13 protein-coding genes are annotated in these 20355 nt (G+C 52.7%); 3 read left to right on the top strand and 10 right to left on the bottom strand.

Going from position 1 to position 20355, the window contains the following annotated elements; translation table 11 throughout:
* The first annotated feature begins 8 nt into the window (after window positions 1-8).
* Entirely contained in the window at window positions 9-317 is a 309-nt protein-coding gene (locus MKY12_RS08165) for a hypothetical protein (protein WP_339255093.1), read from the top strand.
* A gap of 110 nt (window positions 318-427) precedes the next feature.
* On the opposite strand, the gene MKY12_RS08160 is transcribed toward MKY12_RS08165, so the two are convergent.
* The 4 genes from MKY12_RS08160 to MKY12_RS08145 form a co-directional block, all read right to left on the bottom strand.
* Window positions 428-2524 carry an alpha-galactosidase gene (locus MKY12_RS08160; RefSeq protein WP_339313394.1) on the bottom strand — a complete coding sequence of 699 codons (2097 nt, stop codon included), beginning with the start codon at window positions 2522-2524 and terminating at the stop codon, window positions 428-430.
* Window positions 2525-2942: 418 nt separating this feature from the next.
* Window positions 2943-4268 carry an extracellular solute-binding protein gene (locus MKY12_RS08155; protein ID WP_209872641.1) on the bottom strand — a complete coding sequence of 442 codons (1326 nt, stop codon included), beginning with the start codon at window positions 4266-4268 and terminating at the stop codon, window positions 2943-2945.
* A gap of 122 nt (window positions 4269-4390) precedes the next feature.
* Window positions 4391-6037 carry a response regulator gene (locus MKY12_RS08150; protein ID WP_339255091.1) on the bottom strand — a complete coding sequence of 549 codons (1647 nt, stop codon included), beginning with the start codon at window positions 6035-6037 and terminating at the stop codon, window positions 4391-4393.
* Window positions 6030-7892: a sensor histidine kinase gene (locus MKY12_RS08145; protein ID WP_339255090.1), complete on the bottom strand. Its 1863-nt coding sequence runs from the start codon at window positions 7890-7892 to the stop codon at window positions 6030-6032. Before MKY12_RS08145 ends, MKY12_RS08150 begins: the two co-directional genes overlap by 8 nt.
* Before the next feature lie 208 nt (window positions 7893-8100).
* Here MKY12_RS08145 and MKY12_RS08140 point away from each other — a divergent pair, with 208 nt between their 5' ends.
* Together MKY12_RS08140 and MKY12_RS08135 are read left to right on the top strand one after the other, a co-directional pair.
* Window positions 8101-8991 carry a sugar ABC transporter permease gene (locus tag MKY12_RS08140; RefSeq protein WP_036721513.1) on the top strand — a complete coding sequence of 297 codons (891 nt, stop codon included), beginning with the start codon at window positions 8101-8103 and terminating at the stop codon, window positions 8989-8991.
* Window positions 8991-9827 carry a carbohydrate ABC transporter permease gene (locus MKY12_RS08135; protein ID WP_339255089.1) on the top strand — a complete coding sequence of 279 codons (837 nt, stop codon included), beginning with the start codon at window positions 8991-8993 and terminating at the stop codon, window positions 9825-9827. Before MKY12_RS08140 ends, MKY12_RS08135 begins: the two co-directional genes overlap by 1 nt.
* 84 nt (window positions 9828-9911) lie before the next feature.
* Here the strand turns inward: MKY12_RS08135 and MKY12_RS08130 are convergent, their stop codons facing one another.
* From MKY12_RS08130 to MKY12_RS08105, 6 genes are all read right to left on the bottom strand, one after another.
* The gene (locus MKY12_RS08130; RefSeq protein ID WP_339255088.1) at window positions 9912-11021 is read right to left on the bottom strand and encodes a response regulator; all 1110 of its coding nucleotides are present in this window, start codon (window positions 11019-11021) and stop codon (window positions 9912-9914) included.
* A 36-nt stretch (window positions 11022-11057) separates the two neighbouring features.
* Window positions 11058-14165 carry an ATP-binding protein gene (locus tag MKY12_RS08125; RefSeq protein WP_339255087.1) on the bottom strand — a complete coding sequence of 1036 codons (3108 nt, stop codon included), beginning with the start codon at window positions 14163-14165 and terminating at the stop codon, window positions 11058-11060.
* A gap of 129 nt (window positions 14166-14294) precedes the next feature.
* Complete coding sequence (locus MKY12_RS08120; protein ID WP_339255086.1) at window positions 14295-16649, bottom strand: beta-galactosidase; 2355 nt, start codon at window positions 16647-16649, stop codon at window positions 14295-14297.
* 113 nt (window positions 16650-16762) lie between these two features.
* A complete protein-coding gene (locus MKY12_RS08115; RefSeq protein WP_339255085.1) occupies window positions 16763-18337 on the bottom strand; it encodes a DUF3502 domain-containing protein in 1575 nt (524 codons plus the stop codon).
* Between the two features lie 67 nt (window positions 18338-18404).
* Entirely contained in the window at window positions 18405-19334 is a 930-nt protein-coding gene (locus tag MKY12_RS08110) for a carbohydrate ABC transporter permease (RefSeq protein WP_036721501.1), read from the bottom strand.
* A gap of 19 nt (window positions 19335-19353) precedes the next feature.
* A complete protein-coding gene (locus MKY12_RS08105) occupies window positions 19354-20280 on the bottom strand; it encodes an ABC transporter permease subunit (RefSeq protein WP_036721498.1) in 927 nt (308 codons plus the stop codon).
* Between the last annotated feature and the right edge of the window lie 75 nt (window positions 20281-20355).

Raw genomic sequence — 20355 nt, 5'->3', positions numbered from 1 at the left:
TACACGACATGAAATCTTCTTCTTCTGGTGCAATGCCTATACTGCTGAACTATCTGGCAAAAGGATTCGTCATCCTATTTGCATTGCCCGTACTGGGCGTCTGGGTGGCAGGGAGCCTCATCTGTGCCATCATCGCTCCGATAGCCGGCTTGCTGCGGACCTTCGGAGTCAGTGCCATAGGGATGGGGCTGACCCCATCCTATTCCGTCCCGGTCTTTCTCAGCTTGCCCTTCAGCCTAGTTCTCGCGTTCCTCCTGCTCTTGTCCTTTTATTACACCCGCCGTTTGCTGCTGTTAAGCCTAAGCTTCATCAGGTAGCAGAAAAAGGGGTATTTCAGCAGCCATTCACCGGTGCAGAAATACCCCTTTTTGTATGCAAATCACCCCGTATCAGCTGTTCAGCCTCTTCTAGGTGTATGAAGCTGGCCCTACGAACGAAGCTCGAAGAGCCTCGCAGTCTTGCCGGCGGGCAGCGTAACGCTCAAGCTGCCTTCCGGGGCGTCCCAGCTCCACTGCGCCCCGTGCGCCTCAGGATACGCACACCGGGCCTCCGCCCCGCGGCCCCTTAGCTCAGGTATGGGCAGCGTGACCGCAGCCGCTTCTCCGGCAATCCGCCATACAGCAATATAGCGGATGTCTCCATGACGGAGTCCGAAGCTGACCCATTCCCCTCCACCGTCAGGCATACCGAGCGGCCAGAAGGCGAAGGCTTGCGGAATGCAGGCGCGGATAGACTTGTAATAATTCAGCGCCTCCTTCACCAGCGCCCGGCGTCTTGGCGTTAGCTCGGCCAGATGGCCGCTCTGATGAACGCGAAGCAGCAGCGAGTTAACCATATTGAAAATGACCTCTTCATCGTCGCCTTCGCGCAGCGGATACGACCAGACCGCCGATTGCTCGGGAGTCAGTGCAGCCGGAGAGCCTGCGGCAATGGCAGCATACTTCACATAATCCTCCTGATCACTGGTGGACTGGATGCTGTGGCGGCTGAGCATGGCGTAATCCATCCGCATCCCGCCGCTGGAGCAGTTCTCGATGACGAGCTGCGGATAACGGGCGAAGATGCTGTCCAGCCAGGCCAGATAAGCGCGGTTATGCTGCAATAGACCGTCCCCGAAGCTGTCCGCCCCCGTCTCCGTACCAATGCCTGCATTGATATTATAGTCCATCTTGATATATCCGACGCCGTATTCCTCAACCAGCCGGGCAATCACGCTGTCGGCATGCTTAATGACCGCCGGATTACGGTAATCGAGCTGATAGCGGCTGCGGTCCTTGACCCTCTTGCCATGGCGCATGAAGAACCAGCTGTCGTCGGTCTCCGCAAGCTTCGGGCTGTTGATGCCCATCACCTCCAGCTCCAGCCAGAGACCGGGAATCATCCCCTTGCTGCGGATCACATCCAGCACATACTTGATGCCTTCCGGGAAGCGCTCAGCCGAAGGCTCCCACTCGCCGACCCCGTCCCACCACTCGCCGGGAGCATACCAGCCCGCGTCGATACAGAAGTATTCACAGCCGACCTCGGCAGCGGCATCAATCAGCGGCAGCAGCTTCTCCGTTGTCGGGCTTCCCCACAGACAGTTCATGTAGTCATTGAAAATCACCCGCAGCAGCTCATTATCCTCATTCGGTCTGCGGATCAGCCGCCGGTATGCGGTAAGCTGCTCTGCCGCCTCTCCGAACCCGCCCTCTACTACACCTGCGGCCACTGGCACAGAGGTGAACGCTTCGCCGGGGGCGAGCCTCCGCCACCAGTGATTGTCATGCTCCGTAGGCCCGCTGACCAGCAGCGTAAGCTGATCTGCCTGATCTGTCAGCTCCCAGTGCCAGGAGCCGTTATGTTCAATCTGCCAGAACAGGCTGCTTCTGCTCTCCTTGTTGCGCAGCACGGCCATTGGCAACAGCTCAGCCGCCGACCAGGAGCCGGTATTGCTGGCGGCAACCCGCTTCGATCCACGATCGGCGAGATGGGACATGCCCAGTTCGGGCAGGCTGTAGCTTTTCCACTGCAGCTCACTCTGCCACCCGCTGTGAGCAATACTCACTTCGATCTTGTCATTGCGGTCTCCGCTGCCCTCTTTGTCCACTCCAGTGAGTGCGAATGAAGAGATATACTCCACAGCCGCTTCCGCATTGCCTTCATTTCGAACCACTGTCCAGGAACGGACAATCTGCACACCGGTATAGAACTGATAATGCTGTACTGCCTTTACACCCGTCAGCGGGTCAGCCAGTGTAAGCTCCAGCTTCCGTCCCAGCGGATTCACCGTGTCCCTATGCCCGTCATACACCATGCGCAATCCCGGATAAGATGCACGGTGCGTCCGCCCGTGATATTCCGCCCGGTCTTCCCCCGACAGCTGCAGCTCCAGCAGCCGGAAGCTTGCCTTATGCTTCTCTTCTATGCTCCCTGCTTCCAGCGGCGCTGCGCCAAAATGCAGCAGCCGTACATCCTGCTCCCCAGTAATTTCAATCGTAAGATACAGCCCGTTCTCGGCTATGTCTATGAGCCTGCTGTCCATGTCTATTTAGCCTCCTGACAAAGATTCTTGCCTTTGGTATCTTTGGTATCTCTGTTGCCTTTGGTCTCTTTGCTCTCTCTGTCTCTTTGATCTCTTTGGTCTTCCTGCCCCTCCTGATTATGAGGCCATCTCTTCTATTCGTAACTCCTGATTTCCCTGCGGTGCTCGTGTAAGTGGCGAAGTAACGGAGGGAGGTTTGGAATTGGAGGAGCGGTAGCGACCGCCTTTATGTTTGGATTTCTACTGCGGCCAGCAGTTTAAATCGGGAAATCCAAACATAACAGCGGCCGGAAATCCAAAGCTCACGCAGTTACGTCCAGCCACTTACACCCCCCACCCTGAAATCCGCGTTACACAGAAAGAAGGCCCCCTCAGTAATAAAGCTTACTTCGGAGGCCGTTAAGGTCAAATCAAAATTTTATTCCGCAGACCCGAATTGAATCCAGGCCTTCTGAATTTCATCCATCGCCTGATCCTTCGTCTTGCTGCCGCCGATATAAGCCTGCATCAGCTCACCGAATTTCTGGTGGAACGTATCCAGAGAGTAGTTCACCGACAGGTCGCCGGATTTCTCCGTCTTCAGAATTTCTTCCATTTCCTTAGGCATCTGCAGGTCAGGCATCGGAGCATCCTTGATTGGAGGAATGACCTTGGCTACGTTAGAGAACCAGCTCTTCCCGTAGTCGGAGGTATACAGCCAGTTGAAGAACTCAATCGTCTCTGCCGCTACCGCAGAATCCTTGTTGATCCGCAGTGCCTGATCGGCACCGGTGATAATCTGGGACTGCTCCGGTTTGTCACTGACAGGATACCCGGCGATGCCGAGGTCAAAGTCAGGGGTGATTTTCTTAATCGCTTCTTCATCCCACGCCCCTTTACCGGTCATGAAGGCTGTTTTGCCCAAGGCGAAATCACTGACCTCAGCATTGCTGTCGCGTTCAAGCGGCTTGTCTGTGCCATGTTTAACCGTTGTATCAATGAAGGTGAAGAAGTTATCGCTCAGCACCGGATGATCCTTGAAGGTCGTCTTCCCGGCGATGAAGTCCGCTACGAGCGTCTTGGCATCGGTTCCGGCATCTGTGGCAGCGGCGTCTACGAAGTGCTGGAAGATATGCTTCCATACCCACCACTCTTTATAGGCGTTGGCAAAAGGCGTGATGCCCTTGGCTTCAAGCTTAGTAATTGCATCGTCCATTTCAGCAGTTGTCTTAGGCACTTCAGTGATGCCGGCATCAGCCAGCAGCTTCTTGTTGTACATCAGGACGAACAGGTTGCCCTTCACCGGCAGTCCGAGGACTTTACCATCTGTAGAGCTCATGTTGGAGCGGACTGCATCAGTCATCGCTGCGGCCAGCGGTTCATTGGTAAGATCGGCACTGTATTCGGCAAAAGTATCGATATCCCCGCCCGCCGTAGTCTGGAACACATCCGGTGTGCTGCCGGCGGCAATTTTGGATTTCAGCACCGTATTGTAGTCTGCCTGCATGATTTCCAGATTGATCGTAACATTCGGCTTAACCTTCTTGTATTCCGCAATATAAGCATTGAAGGCATCCGTGTATTCGGGAGAGGCGGTGAACATATTAATCGTGACGGGCTTGGCGGAATCCGTAGGTGTATTGCCTGCCCCGGCCGTTCCACCTGTGTTGTTAGCGGTATTATTGGTGCTATTTCCGCCGCAGCCGGCCAGCAGTCCGCCCACCAGCAGCAGACTCGCAGATAATGCCATGAATCGTTTTAACATGATGTTGCCCCCTTTTTCCTTATGCATCTTGTGGTCTTGCTCATCATTCTAAATAAAAAGAAAAAGGATAAGAATGTACATAAGTGAACTGATGAGGGTAAAAAAGTGTCCATGTAACCGTTTCACTTTTCTACCCCTGGCAGCTGCAGCCGGAACTCAGAAGGGGAGCAATCATAGTAATTGCGAAAAGCCTTGCTGAAATAGTTCTTGTCCTTGTATCCCAGCATTTCAGAGATATCCTGAATTTTGAGGGCAGGGTCGCGTAGCAATGCTTTAGCCTTGTCCATCCTTACCTTTTGCACATACTCGTGAATGCCGTAGCCGTATTGTCCCTTGAACAGCTTCATCAGATACTCTCTGCTCAGGAAATATTGTTCCGTGAACATCGATATTTTAATATCCTCGAAATAATGGTTATCAATATATGCCTTGATATTCTCCAGCACGCTGCTGCGGTCTCCGGCCACTGTCCGGCTGATCTCACCCGCATAACGGTCGAAGATATCATTAAGCACGCCCGCAAACTGCTCAAAGGAGGAGAAGTCGCTGAGGATGCCCAGAGGTGCCAGGCTGCTGTCCTTCCCGCTGCGGATCTGCGGCGGCATGGCACCCAGCTGGGCAGCAATCTCGCCCAGCAGCAGGAGAAAGCCCTGCAGGGTCCGGTCCGCTTCACCAAGAGTAAAACCTTCCGTCTCCTGGCATTTGCGGATGAATTCGCTGAGGATGCTGCGGGCATGGTTCACATTCCCGCCCTCCAGCGCGCTGCGGATCTGCGGCATCCGCCCGGTCAGGGAGGGAATATCCTTCGCTACGGGATTCATCACGATGCCCTGCACAATCAGGCTGCCCCTCAGGCTGAGCAGGTCAATCGTATCTAGTGATGCTTTGGCCTGCTCATAAGAAGCGGCAATGCTGAGCGAATCACTGCAAGGCTCCCCGATTCCGCCTGCACAGATGATCCCGAACAGCTCCTTCAGGGTAGAGGCTGCTTTTTTCATATGGTGCAGCGACAGGAAGGCCGCATCCGCTTCATAACCGCCCTTCATGGTGAAGATGGCAATGAATTCGCGTTCCCCCTTGGGGCTGGCGAAGCTGAATGACTCGAACTGCCCGTCCGTGTTCTCGTTCATTACATTCGTTACGGCGAAATGCAGCAGATCCCGGTCCCCATGGAATCTTTCCTTACGCACCTTCTCCAGATTCAGCATCCGCAGCAGGCCGACAGCGAAGTGGCTGGCCGCCCCGTCCGCCCCGATCAGCGGGAGAAAAGCCTCATTGGACTGGGTCTTGAAGCTCCGGTCAATGATGGACAGATACATCTTCTCCTTCAGCTTCGGCAGCGACATATTGAGTGTAATATTGCGGCTTATGAACTCGCTCTCCCGCTTCCGCTTGGCCTCCAGCACCCCCACCGCCTTGCGCAGTGCATGGTTAAGATCTGTGCGGTTCACCGGCTTCAGCAGGTAATCCACCACCTTCGAGCGGATGGCCTGGCGCGTATACTCGAAATCATTATAGCCGCTGATCACAATCAGCAGCAGGTCCGGGAATTCCTGCTCGGCAATCTGCAGCAGCTCGGCTCCGCTCAGCTCCGGCATTTTCATATCGACCAGCACCAGATCGAACCGCTCACGGCGCAGCAGCTCAAGCCCTGCCTTACCGTCTGTCGCCTCCCGCACCTCGCTGACACCGAGCCCCTCCCAATCCCCCAGGATATGAATCGCTTCGCGCAGCGGCTCCTCATCATCAATAATCAGCACTCTATACATGTTGTCCTACTCCTCCCCGCGGCAGCCGCATATCCATTCGTGTTCCCTGCTCCGTGCTCTGAATGACCAGACCCGACTCCTCTCCATACAAAAGCTTCAGCCGGGTATTCAGATTCTTCAGCCCGATACTCTCCATACCGTCCTCTTCGGCCGTGTCCGCTACGCGGTCCTCCCACTGCATCTGAAGGGAGCTGAGCACCTGCTCCAGCCGTTCTCCGCTGATGCCCGGCCCATCGTCCAGCACAGAGATGACGCTGTGTGTGCCGGTGATACGCGCCTCAATGGTGATGGTAACCGTACTCGATACCTTTTCCAGCGCATGCTTGATGCAGTTCTCCACCAGGGTCTGGATCGACAGCTTGGGAATTCGCAGCTCCATCAGGCTCTCATCCCAGGCGTATACCACCTGCATCCGGTTCCCGAACCGCGCCTTCTGCAGCGCCAGATACCGTTCAATATGCCGCAGCTCCTCCCTTGCCTGCACGACATCCTTGCCGCTAATGCAGTATCGCAGGGTCAGGGCCAGGTTGTCCACCATCTCGACAATATCGTCGTTGTTGTTCTTGAGCGCCTTGGTCGAGATCGCCTGGAGCGCATTGTACAGGAAATGGGGATTAATCTCGGCCTCCAGGGCTTTCAGGACAGCGTTTTTTTCAACGATTTTCATTTTATAGCGTTCATTGATCAGCTCATTCGTCTTCTCGACCATCTTGTTGAAATGGCGCGACAGGTAGGCGATCTCATCCTTGCCTGCAACCGCAGCCTGCGCATCGAAGCTCCCGGTACTGAACCGCTGCATTTGGAGCGACAGATTCTTCAGCGGATGGGTAATCCGGTTCGAGGTGAAGCTGACCAGCACCACAGAGACGATCAGGAACAGCAGGCCAATCGCCACACTTAACGTACGCGTCGTTGTAGCTGCTTCATAGATTTGGGTGTAGGGAATCGGCTTGACGAGCTTCCAGCCTTCCTTTTGGCTGATATCGTAGATTACCAGGTATTTCTGCCCCTTATCCGACCAGGTTACGCGCCCCTTCTGCTCCGGTGTCAGCAGCTTCGACAGTCCCGCCTCTCTGCTCTCCCGGTAGAATTCCTTATCATCCACCTTGAAGGGCTCGCCGTCCGGGCTGATATACATCAGATGCTCTCCGGTGCTGAACGGGATATCCCGCATAATCTCATCCGTCACGGAGGAGTTCAAATATAGCGATAATACCGCCTGCGGCTCGCGTGAGACAATGGAGCGGATCAGCCGGTGGTAGCCCATGAACACCTTATTATGGTTGACGGGGTAATCGGCGCTGTTCACGCTGGCCGGCTGCTCCTCCACGAACGACTGATAGGAACGGTTATACGGACTCTTAAGCGCCCGCTTATACCACGGCAGGTCATCAATAGGCGGGTGCTCGGATACCCGGACGGTGATGTTATAGTTCTCCTTAGTGACATAATAATACTTCTGCTCCTTGATTACATAGAGATAGGCAGCCTCCAGATCATTGCGCGAAAAATACAGATTCCGCAGATAATCCTCCACGTACATCCGGGAGCTGTAGTCTTCCGATTCATGCAAAAGCGCATAATTGAACTCATCGTAGGAGATTTGCGGCAGAGACAATTGCTCAATCCCGCTCAGATAACTCTCCAGATTCCGTCCGACCAGGAGCAGGTTGTTGCTAGTACTGGCAATGCTGTTATCGACCGATTCCCGCTGCAGCATGCTATAGGATATGTAGGTGAGTGAACTGACCACCAGGATGATGATAATCGTAAACAACAGAATCAGCTTGTTAGCCAGGCGGCGGGACACCCGCGCCAGTAAAGGCTCGATCAGCTTAACCCACACTTTTCTCATGATGCTCTCCGCTCTCCCCGCTGCCGGTTTTGGGGACTTTTCCGGCCTCCGCAGTCCGTTCACCTTTTTACCCTTAACTGTACTCTTAAATCCATTTTTGACGATACGGGTCTACTCTATAATACACAATATAGACTAACCGGAATGGTTAAGTGTGGCAAGCCAGGCCTACTAACTCCCACCCTATAACTCAAGAAGAGGTGCATCCATGTTAAAAACACTCGGCAAAAGATGGCGCGAGAAATTCGAATTCGGAATCTTCACTCTCCCGGTTCTGATCTGTATCGCTGTAGCCTTCTATATTCCGTTCGCCATGACCATCCGCTATTCGATGACCAAGTGGAACGGGATCTCCAAGCACCCCAAGTTCGTCGGGCTGGATAATTTCAAGCAGATCTTCTCCGGCGATACCAACTTCTCGGATGCTGCCTGGTTCACGATTAAATACGCGGTGCTCTACATTATCATAGTCAACGTGCTGGCGATTCTGCTGGCCGTGCTGCTGGACATGAAGCTGAGAAGCACCTCCTGGCTGAGAGCGGCCTTCTTCATCCCTTATATCCTCAGCCTTGTGATTGTCGGCTTCATCTGGAAATTCATCTTCATGCAGGGCTTCAACTCGCTGGGTGAGAGCACCGGCTGGGCAATCTTCGATCTAAGCTGGCTCGGGACACCGGGACTGGCCTTCATCTCCATCCTGGGCGTATCCATCTGGCAGTCCATCGGGTTCTATCTGGTTATCTACATTGCCGGTCTGCAATCTGTGCCTGAGGATCTCAAGGAAGCCGCTACAGTAGACGGTGCCGGACCGCTGAGACGATTCTTCAGCATTACGCTGCCGCTGCTTGCCCCATCGATCACGATCTCTGTGTTCATGGCGCTCACCAATTCAATCAAGGTATTCGATGTCATCCTGTCGCTGACCGGCGGCGGTCCCGGCGGAACTACCTACAGTATTGCTTATGATATCTACAGGGATACGTTCCAGAACAATCTGTACGGCTACGGCACGGCGAAAGCGCTTATCCTGTTCCTGGCTGTGCTTGTCGTGACGATCATCCAGCTGACAGTCTTCAAACGGAGAGAGGTAGAGGCCTAATGAAAACAAACCACAACAAGGCGGGCAAGATCATACTGGAAATTGTCCTGGTCCTCTTGTCTCTGCTGTTCCTGTATCCACTGCTGCTGACAATCATTAACTCGTTAAAAAGCTTCGGCGAGGTCATGACCGATGTCATCGCCCTCCCGCAGAAGCTGACCTTCAGCAACTACGCCTATGTCTGGGAGTTCATCAACTATCCGCGGCTGTTCCTGAACAACTTCATCATTACGGGTGTCGGCCTGCTCGGTATCGTATTCATCTCCTCCATCGCCGCCTATAAGCTGGCCCGGACCAAGACCAGATGGAGCGGTGTCCTGTACTTCCTGTGCATTATGCCGATGCTGATCCCGTTCCAGTCGATCATGCTGACGGTCCTCCAGACCGCCAAGAACCTCAACCTGTCGGAGAGCACCTGGGGACTGGGTCTCCTGTATTGGGGCTTCGGCGCTCCACTGGCGGTGTTCATCTATCACGGCTTCGTGAAGGGTATCCCGACAGAGATTGACGAGAGTGCGACGATTGACGGCGCTTCCGGCTTCCGCCTGTTCTTCAGCGTGATCTTCCCGCTGTTGAAATCGGTCACCACGACCATCGTCATCATCGATGTCATGTGGATCTGGAATGACTTCCTGCTCCCGCTGCTGATGGTCAACGGTTCACCGGAGACGAAGACGTTAACGCTGGCCGCTTACACCTTCGTGGGCCAGTATACCTCGGACTGGCAGTATGCCATGACCGCTATGGTAATGGCGGTGCTTCCATCGATCGTGGTCTTCATCTTCCTGCAGAAATACATTGTGAAGGGCGTTGTCGCGGGGGCGGTTAAGGGCTGATCCTGTTCTCACTATGCAAAGAGGCGTCCCCACAAGCCGTGTAACGGCTACAGGGGACGCCTTTTCTTTTTGTCACGGGATATACTAATGAGCCTGCAGCCATTCATTCTTGATTTCCGGAGGCAGCTCAAGCCCCAGCTCATTTTTACAAGCCGCTTCAAACTGCTCATACCGTCTGTTGATATTCTCTAATGCGCCGCGTCCTCTATACATGCTAATCAGGAGGCGGTTCATTTCCTCCTCCAACGGATACAGCGACAAGTATTGCTCAAGACGTAATTCCGCTGCTGCTCCATTTCCAGCCGTAAGCTCAGCCGCCGCCAATTCCCGGACCATTGCTGTATATTGCTTGAAGAAGGCTTCCTCTAACGGGATCTTCCATAAGTAATTCTTGCCCTCCAGCAGCGGCCCCTGATACAGCGAACAGAGCTCTTCGGCTTGCTCTGTGGTCAGTCTGCCCTCACTGTGAACCTGCTGCAGTTGATGATACTGCAGGAGATCATATTGTTTATTTGCCGTATCCAGCCTGTAACCGTCATTAAGCTTCTGTATGCTCATCGGAATTTTGTTCTCTTTCAGGACCTTTTTTAACAGGTACAGGGTATTATGCAGATTGGATAATCCCCGCTCTCCCTTCGCATCCTGCCACAACAAATCAATGAGCTTCCACTTGCTGATATACCGTCCAGGGTGGCAAAGAAGATAAGCGAATAATTCCTCGGTCCGGCGGGTTCGGAAGTGGACCGGGAGTCCCTCCGGATTAAGGACTTCAAATTCACCGAAGCAGCGGATGGAGAAGCTAGACTTGACGGTCTCTGCGGAAATGTGGGTTGTCCGGTGCTTGAACAGCCGCCCGGTGACCCGCTGAATCGCTTGCGGCGTGACAGGCTTGAGAATATAATCAAGTGCACTTACTTCGAATGCTTCAAGTGCATAATCCTTATAAGCCGTAGTGAACACTATCTCTGCCTGACCCAGCTGTTCATGGATGTGCACTGCAAGCTGCAGCCCGTTCATCCTCGGCATCTCCACATCAATGAACACGATATCCGGCTGCAGCTCCTGCAGATTCGCCAAGGCCTCTACCGGATTCGTAAAAGCTCCTACAATGCTGTAATTGCTATTTTGGCCAACCAGCACCTTCATTAAATCCAGGATTGGCCGTTCATCCTCAACAATCATCGCCCGAAACATGGAAGACCCCTCCTTCACGCAGAATCATATTTACTCCTACTCCTCAGAAGCCCCTTGCCCGGAGCCGCCGCCGCTGAGCGGCAGATAGATCGTTACCTTCGTACCGCTGTCTGCTTCAGAATGAATGCTTAAGCTGGCTCCCGGAATCATATCCAGACGCTTGCGGATATTCTGAATACCAATGCTTCCTTGCAGCTCTCCCTGACTGTTCAATGTATATAACAGATCAGCGGGAATGCCTACACCGTCATCTTCGACTATAATCCTCATGTATCCGTCACCAGCCTGAATCCTTAAGGCAACCTTGCCTTGCCCCTCCTTCTCGAACAGTCCATGACGGATGGCATTCTCAATAAATGGCTGGATGCAGAGGGACGGGATATTCACTGCCTTCAGGGAATTATCCACCTGGCTGTTATAGTCGAACCTCTCCCCGAAGCGGGCTTGTTCAATTTCCACATAGGCTTGAATCAGCTCCAGCTCCCGGTACAACGGAATGACAAGTGTGGAGCGGTCCATATCCAGAATAAAGCGCATATATTGGCTGAGCATGGTTAACAGATAAGCTGCCTTGACGCCATCGGTATAACAGAATGAGATAATACTGCTCATCGCATTATACAGGAAATGCGGTTTGATCTGGGCTTGATGGAACGCATGCTCATGCCGGATCGCTTCCTGGATCGACAATTTCATGGCCAGCAGGTTATGAATCCGGGCCATCAGCGTCTCGCTCTCAAAGGGCTTGGTCACGAAATCATTCGCCCCGGCCCGGAAGCCCAGCGCGATATCGGAAGGTGCATCCTTGACTGTGGCGAACAGAATCGGCAGATCAAGTATAGAATGACGGCTGCGCAGTGACTGGCATAATTCTATCCCCGATGTACCCGGCATCATGATATCCAGAATGACAAGATCCACTTGCTGATATTCCTGCAGTTTGGTCAATGCTTCCTTGGCGGAGAAGGCTATCAGCACATTATAATCATGACGACGGAGAATATTCAGCAGGGTATGGATGTTGGAGGCCTCATCGTCTACAATCAGAATGGTCTGCCCTTCCCGGTCCAGTACATCAAGCACCGTATAATCAACTTCGGCATGCAGCGCGTAAGGTTCGGATACGGCAGCCTGCTGATATTCGGGAATAGGGTCTACTAGGGGCAGCGTAAATACCATGCGGGTTCCCTTGCCCTTCTCGGACCAATCCACCCGAATCACACCGCCCATACGCTCCACCAGCTTCCTGCTGATATACAGCCCTACCCCCATTCCGGTATATCCGTCCTGCGGCAGCAGCCTGTCCACCTGCTCAAAATATTCAAAGATCGCCGCATGGTTCTCTTCGGATATCCCTGTTCCGGTGTCCTCCACTTCAATGAAGACCTCACTCCCGGCTACTCTTGCTGTAATCTGAATCGATCCCTGAAGGGTATGCTTAATCGCGTTATGAACCAGGTTATACATCACCTGCCGCAGTCTGCTCTCATCCGCGAGTACCCATGTATCGGCCTCCACCTGGTTTAGCAGCTGCACCTCTTTGCCCGCCAGCTCGAACCGGAGAATATCATATACAATTTGGACAGCCACTCTTAGATCAACAGCGGTCTGGTGCAATCGCAGCTCTCCGTGCCTCAACCGGCTGACATCGATCAGATCCTGGATCAGCATCGACAGCTTCGTGGATGTATCCTTAATCAGCCACAGATTCTGCTTCTGGCCTGCATGCAAATTCTCTTCCTGATTCTCCAGTAAAAAAGAGGTCATATTCATTATTCCATGAAGCGGTGTCTTAATCTCATGAGAGGTGTTCATCAGGAATTCATCCTTAAGCTGGTTCGCTGTCCATAGCTTACGGGATAGAATCTCTGTTTTGGCATACGCATTCGAGAACCTTACGGCCAGCAGGATATTAATGAGCACAATAAATGCAATAACTCCGCATCTTCCTGTAAAATTGCTCTGGACAATATTCTCGGAATAAAGGCCGTCATTCATCAGATAGATTATCAGCGAGATGGCACCGCCAATGAACAGCATCAGCTCCGCACGGTCTGCCACCTGACTCTGCCTGCGGATATACAAATAGACCATTCTCGCTACAATGCCGAGCATAACGATCCAGAGATAGAATATAAAGAAATATTTCACTCGAATATGCACCGCATATGGCAAAAGCACAACCATAACAAGATAGGCCATAAACGGGGTAAGAATCAGCTTCAGCCTGCGCAGCGACATCAGGTGCGACTCTACGGTACAAAAGAACACAATAATCAGTATCGCGCTAAGAAAGTGGCTGACATCCAGCAGCTTATACGAAAAATCAAAGGGGACCGACGGCAGGAGACGCTGAAACATCTTTTCCCCGTACAAGGAGTTCTGCAAGGCCAGAAACAATAAGAAAAATCCGCTAAGCAAATACTCCTTCTCATGGCGGCCAATAAAATAGAAGCTGAGGTGATAGGCACCGAACATGGCCAAGATCAAAATGATTCCGATATCCGCACCGATCTGTATCATGTTGCGCCGGGTGATGTCCTCTTGTGCTCCAAGCGTGAGGGAGTTCACAATTCCTCCGGTGACAAAATTATAGTTAGAGACTTGGATCACAATCTCGAGCCTGCGGGCATCCGGATGAAAAAATATCGAATACGGTGTGTTTCCGGGTTGAAACGCGCCTTTGTCCGTGGAAGGAAGCCCGCTGGCCCCCTCCTCCTGTCCACCAATAAACAGACGGTGGGCCATGCGGATGCTTCTTATTTTCAAGCCGAGTATTTCATCGGTATCCTTCAATAATACCTGTAAACGGTAGGTGCCTGAACCCCTGCTGCTCATCCCGCCAGCGGGATTCTTGCCGCGCCAGGTACCGGGAACCTTCAAATAGGCAGGCGGAGAATCATACCGGCCTTGCCGGAAATCCTCAGGGCTCAGCAGCTTATCCTGGTAAAACTCCCACTCACCATCCAAATTCACGACTCCCTGCTGCTCAAGATTCCATGAGGACAGATCCAGTACTCCCTTCTCCACGCTTACCTCATTTTGAGGAGGCCGGGTCAGTGAGAAGATCATGAAGATCAAAGAAAAGATAATACAGAAGAATATGCCGATTCCCGCAAGTCTGCGGATATTTACCTTTCTCACAAACAGCCTCCAGTTTAAATCATCGATGTTCTCATTCTAACTTAATGCACTTATAAAAATCTCACAAAATACTTAAACAGAAAAAAGCACCATCCAGCGGAGCTTCCTGGACAGTGCTTCCTTCTTGCATTATCTTGTTAGTCCGATCCGGTACACCTTTGTTGCGGTCACACTATGGAACACGGCAACGGCTTCGCCCTCGAATACCTTCTCCACAGCCATGGCTGCATCGTCGGCCAGCTTAACAGCACCTGTCCGGCGAGGTGTCGTTTCCAGAACGATCTCGCCCCGGCGCAGTACCTCCCGGAACCGGGATAGGCCGATCTCCCACGGCAGGCCGTTATAGAAATGGTCGTGGAACAGCTGCCCGGCAGCGAAGGCATAGCCCACATTGCCTGTATAATCAATGCTCAGCAGGACTTCTTCCGAACCCTCCAGGACTTCTTCGGGCAACTGGAGGACAACCTTGTGATCCTGAATCCGGCGCATCGGAATCGTGATTTCCTTCTGCGGTACCTGTACCTCGTAAGCCTGGAACCAGCCATCCTGTCGTCCGCTGACCGTTGCATCCGCTTGTGCGGTATTCCACTGCGTTGCCGCCTCAGTTCCGCCCGTGTATTCACGGAATGTGAATGCATGATGCCCCTGGCTGATGAATTCAATTCCGCCCGGGGTCTGAACCGGAGGAACCGGTGAGAAGATGATGCGGCTGCGGCCGTCCTCCTCAAGCTCCCACAGAGCCGCAGCTTCACGAGCGCTCATGGCATAGATACGGACTTCTCTGGCTCCGTCCCGCCGGATCACAATCATAGAAGATTGGTGATGCGGAATCAGCACATTATAGCCGCCATTCTCTGCTACGTCTCCGGTCTCCGCGCTCACCTCCAGAATACCGGCATCCGCGTCAATCTGGAACTCAGCGTCGACGCCCTCCGGCATAGAGAAGAAGTAGGTGGCTGCTTCCTCCGTTTCAATAGCCGTAACAGGCTGGGCCGTGGCAGCCTTGAGATTAAGACCATCCAGCGCGAAGTTGAACGGCAGCAGGAAGGAAGCCTTGGGCTGAACCGTCAGCTTGCTCCGCTGCGGGAAGCTTAGCGTCTCCTCTCCCAGTTCTACCGCAAACACAACCTCCTCGTGCGTATCCATCTCCACATGGTCCTGATAGTTATTGACGAACAGGAAGCCGGACTTGCCGTCCGTGCGGACTGCATAACGCAACGTGTACGCATCCTCTGGCGTAACTGCTTCTGCCCCTTCAGGAAGCACAGTTGCCATCGGTGCAAGCCGGTCTGCGAACCGGCGCAGGAAATAATGAAGCGGACGAAGCAGGTGATTCGACTCACGGATCTGGCCGAATTCCCCGATTGGCGCCTGGAAGTCATAGGTCAGCTTCGGCGTAGTGCTCTCATTCAGGTATCCCGTTCTTCCCACCGGATTGGTTCCGCCATGGAACATATAATACCCGATGAAGTTGCAGCCTCCGGCAAGCTTCATTAAGGTCATGGCGATGACACTTTCCGGCTCAACCTGGAACCGGGACAGATACCAGGTCTGCATCCCGCCGCCCATCTCACAGCAAGCGAACGGGTATTTCGTCCGCGCATACGGCGGATTGAATTCGCCGCCCGGCGCCTTGTCATCATGGAAATTCACGAATACGTATTCCGGCGTCGGCTTCTGAACCTGATTCGGGTCACTGATGCTCCACGGAGTATAGGCATACCCTCCGTAGAGCGGAAGCACCTCATCCTCCAGGAACGGCGCCTCGCCCCAGCCGGTGCTGGTATAGATCGGAGCGATCAGACCGGAATCCACCGCATACTGCTTAAGCAGACGCATATGCTCAGATCCCGCTTCACCGCTCGCTCCGCCGCTGAGATATTCGTCACCCTGCTTGGCGGTCTCTTCCCAGAGAGCGGCCGCAGCATTCAGCTCATTCTCCAGCTGAATCCCGATCACCGGGCCGCCATCCTTGAACATCTGTCCATCGGCCTGATTGCCGATCTCCTTGAACAGGCGGTTCACATACTTCAGGTAGCCCTCGTCATTGGAGCGCACATCGAATTCCCGGCCGAACAGCCAGTCCGGCAGTCCGCCGTTACGGACCTCGCCATGACAGAACGGACCCACACGCAGAATGACGTATAGGCCATTATCCCGGCACAGCTCCACGAATCTCCGGAGATTGCGGTTGCCTGCCCATTCGAATGCTCCTTCCACCTCTTCATGATGATTCCAGAAGATATAGGTCGCCACCACATTGATGCCGGACAGCTTCATCTTGGCGATTTCACTCCCCCAATCCGCTTCGGGATACCGTGAATAATGGAATTCCCCGCAGATGGCGAAATAAGGCTTGCCGCTGCGCTCCATATAATAATTCGTGAAGCGGATCTCATCCCCTTGGGGATTGCTCCCGCCCAGCTTCAGTGTGGACGGGTAGATTTTTTTGGGAGACACCCCAGCCTGTATCGTATATCTCATGAGAATTGCTCCTTTGCCATATTGTATGATCCGTGTACAATCTATACCTTCTTATATTTTCATAAAAACTGCCCCAAAGCTATTGCTTTGGAGCAGCCCGTAAGCTTATTCTGTTATTTCTGCGCTGCGAGGAACGCATCGATCTGTGTCTGCATTTCAGTCTGCACCTTATCCAGACCTGCTGATTTCAGCTGCTTGATCAGGTCTGCCTGGCCTTTCGCCAGATCTTCGATCAAGCCATATTCAAGCGGAATCGCATAACGCAGCATCACGTTGCCGATATTAGCCACTTCGTTCTTCACTGGCGTAGTGTCGAAGACGAAGGTTTCCAGCGGGAAGTGATAGATGCTGGACTGCCAAGTGTTGAACATATCGTCCGCTTCCTTAGGATACGCTGCATCCTGACGGTTCAGCGGGGAGTTCCAGCCCCAGTTCGAGAAGCCTGTGTAGTTAGCGGCAGCAGGACCGGCGGTGAACTTCTTGTCGCCTTCCGGATTGTAGTTGCTTCCGGCGATACCGTACATAGTCAAGTCGTGAATTTCCTTGTCATTCTGCAGTAAATCCAGCAGCATCAGTGCGCGCTCAGGATTCTTGGAGGTTGCATGCACCGACATCCCGTTCTGCGTTGAGATCGCAGCAATTTTCTTTTTGTCCGGGGTAAGGTCAGCAATGCCCAGCTCTACATCCGGTTTGTCACGGCGCATTTCAGCCAGGTTAGCAGCTACAGTACCCAGATTGTGCGCATAAGAGGATACTTTGCCTGCTTTCACATCCTGCCATACATCGTTTTTGTTGCTGACTACGTTCTTGGACCACGCGCCGTTATCGGCCAGGTCTTTGTAATATTTAAGCAGGGAAGTGAATTCCGGTGTGTCATAGATGTTGAAGACTTTACCGGTTGCATCATCCAGCTTGTACGCCAGCGGCAGCAGGCTTGCATCTACCAGGTTGAAGTTGTTGTTCTGCTCCAGCAGCGTCTGATCCAGCTCATGGAATTTCCAGCCGTCTGCAGGCTTGGCACCGAATGCGGTGATGCCTTTCTCATCTTTGGCAATGGCCTTCAGATAAGTAGCATATGATTCAGCACTGTTGATTTCAGGCAGATTGTGTTTTTTGCGCAGATCCTCACGGTACAGCACCACTTTGTCCGTTACTTCAACATTGTTGTTAGGAACCATATAGAGCTTGCCGTCCACCTTGGCTTGCTGCCAGTTCACTTTCGGCATCGCTTCCCAGGTCTGTGGCATGTATTTGGTCAGCATATCATCCGTTAGCTCCAGGAATCCGCCTTTCAGCGCCTGGTCGTTATAGAAGGCCCAGTTCGCTGTATATACGAGATCGAAGTCTTCATTTGCTGCGAATTTCAGCGGGTATTTCTGGGTCCAGTCAGACCAGTCGAGGAATTCGGTTTCTACGGTAGCATTGATTTTTTCCTTGAGCTTAGTGTTCAGCTCTCCGAAGACCTTGTCATAATCCCCGGGCTGTGGCCCGAGCAGAATCATCTTGAGCTTCACTTCCTTGGAAGTGTCCGGAGCACCGGAATTTGTTGCTCCTTCCGATGTCGCCGGAGCCTTCGTAGCCTCCGCTCCTGTATTACCATTATTATTGCCGCCGCAGGCACTGAGGACCGTTCCAAGCGCCAGAATCGTTGCAAGCGTAACTGTCAGTTTCTTTTTCTTGTTCATCATGACCTGTATTTCCCCCTTAAATAATAGTTGCTTTAAGTCTTATATTGATAACCAGGTTGCCCTGTAATCATCCTTTGACTGCGCCAATCGTAAGTCCTGTTACAAAATACTTCTGGATGAACGGATACGCCAGCAGGATCGGTCCTGTAGCCACAATCGTCATGGCCATCTTCAGACTTTCGGTTGGCAGGTCTGTGTTGACCACCGCACCGGAAGCCATCATCGCCTTACGCATTCCATCCATGTTGCCTAACATTTTGTAGAGATAATACTGCAGCGGCATCAGCTCCGACTTGGAGATGAAGAGCAATGCGTTATACCAGTCATTCCAGTAGGCCAAGGCAATGAAGAGGCCAATGGTCGCCAGCGCCGGCTTGGACAACGGCACGATCAGCTGCATGAAGATCCGGAAATCTCCGGCTCCGTCAATTTTGGCGGATTCTGTAATCGCATCCGGGATGCTGCTCATGAAGGACTTCATGACAATAATATAGAAGACGTTCATCATCATCGGCAGAATCAGTACCAGAAGCGTATCCTTCAGATGCAGATAGTTGATGATCATCAGATACCATGGAACCAGACCGCCGCTGAACAATGTAGTGAAGAAGAAGAAGAAGGAGAAGCGGCTGCGCCATTTGAAATCTCTCCGGGACAGCACGTAGGCTGTCATTGACGTCAGGAATAATCCGACGATAGTACCGATGGCCGTAACGGAGATCGTCACGCCATACGCTCTGAGCATCTCAGCCGGATACTTGAACAGCAAGCTGTACGCCTCTGTCGAGAAGGCGGTTGGGAATATCTGGAACCCTTTCTCGATAATCGCGCTCTCTTCACTCAGAGAGGAAGAGATGACCAGAATGAACGGGAAGATACAGAATATGGCCAGTACCGTTAAGGTTACGTATCCGATGATGGATAGCACCATCTTGTCCCGGTTAGCAGGCTTTCTGCGTACTTCCGGTGATTTAATATTTGCAGTGGTTGAACTCATTGGGCATTACCTCCTTGTCCTAGAATAGAGCGCGATCCTTGTCGTATCGGCGTACTGCATAGTTGGCCAGCATGATGGTTGCGAAGCCGAGCAGGGATTGGTAGAATCCGGCTGCCGCAGACATCCCGATTTCATTGGATGTGGTCAGCGAGCGGAAGACGAAGGTGTCGATTACGTCTGTGGATGAGAACAGCAGGCCGTTGTTGCCGACCATATTGTAGAACATCCCGAAGTCTCCGCGGAAGATATTACCGATCGCCAGCAGCACCAGAATGATGACAGTCGGCATCAGGTTAGGAATCGTAATTTTCATAATCCGCTGGAAAATATTCGCCCCGTCAATTTCGGCGGCTTCGTACATCTCGGTGTCTATGCTGGTGATGGCGGCCAGATACATGATCGTTCCGTAGCCCAGTGTCTTCCAGGCGGAGACAATGACCAGGATAAACGGCCAGTAGGCTGCCGTATTATAGATATCCACCGGCTGCATACCGAGTCCCTTCAGCAATACGTTAACGGTACCTACATCGAAGTTGAACAGGTTGTACGCAATGGCTCCAACTACAACCCAGGAGATGAAATAAGGCAGGAACAATACCGTTTGGGTCAGCTTGCGGAACCATTTGCCCGCTACCTCGAACAGCAGGATCGCTGCGAAGATCTGAAGCCCGTTGTTCACAACGATGAATGCGATGTTATATAACGCTGTATTTCGGGTTACGCGCCAGGCGTCACCGGAATCAATGAAGAATTTGAAGTTATCCAGTCCGTTCCACGGACTGCCGAATACCCCGCCAGTATAATCAAATTGCTTGAATGCCAGCACTATGCCCGACATGGGCAGATAAGCAAATAGCAGAAAGAACAATACTGCCGGTGTCAGCATAAGAAGCAAGGATCTGTATTTCTTGACGTCATCCCAGAATCCGTGTTGTTTCTGTTTCATCTTGAATCCCCTTTCCCATTCCCATTTCTCTATAGCCTTATTATAAATAAGCGTCCTTCCGGTGTGGATTAGGGC

Origin of the sequence: Paenibacillus sp. FSL M7-0896 (assembly GCF_037975415.1) — a bacterium.
Taxonomy (GTDB): domain Bacteria; phylum Bacillota; class Bacilli; order Paenibacillales; family Paenibacillaceae; genus Paenibacillus_AQ; species Paenibacillus_AQ silagei.
Note: the sequence above shows the minus strand (reverse complement) of the source record. Positions and strands in the feature narration are given on the sequence as shown.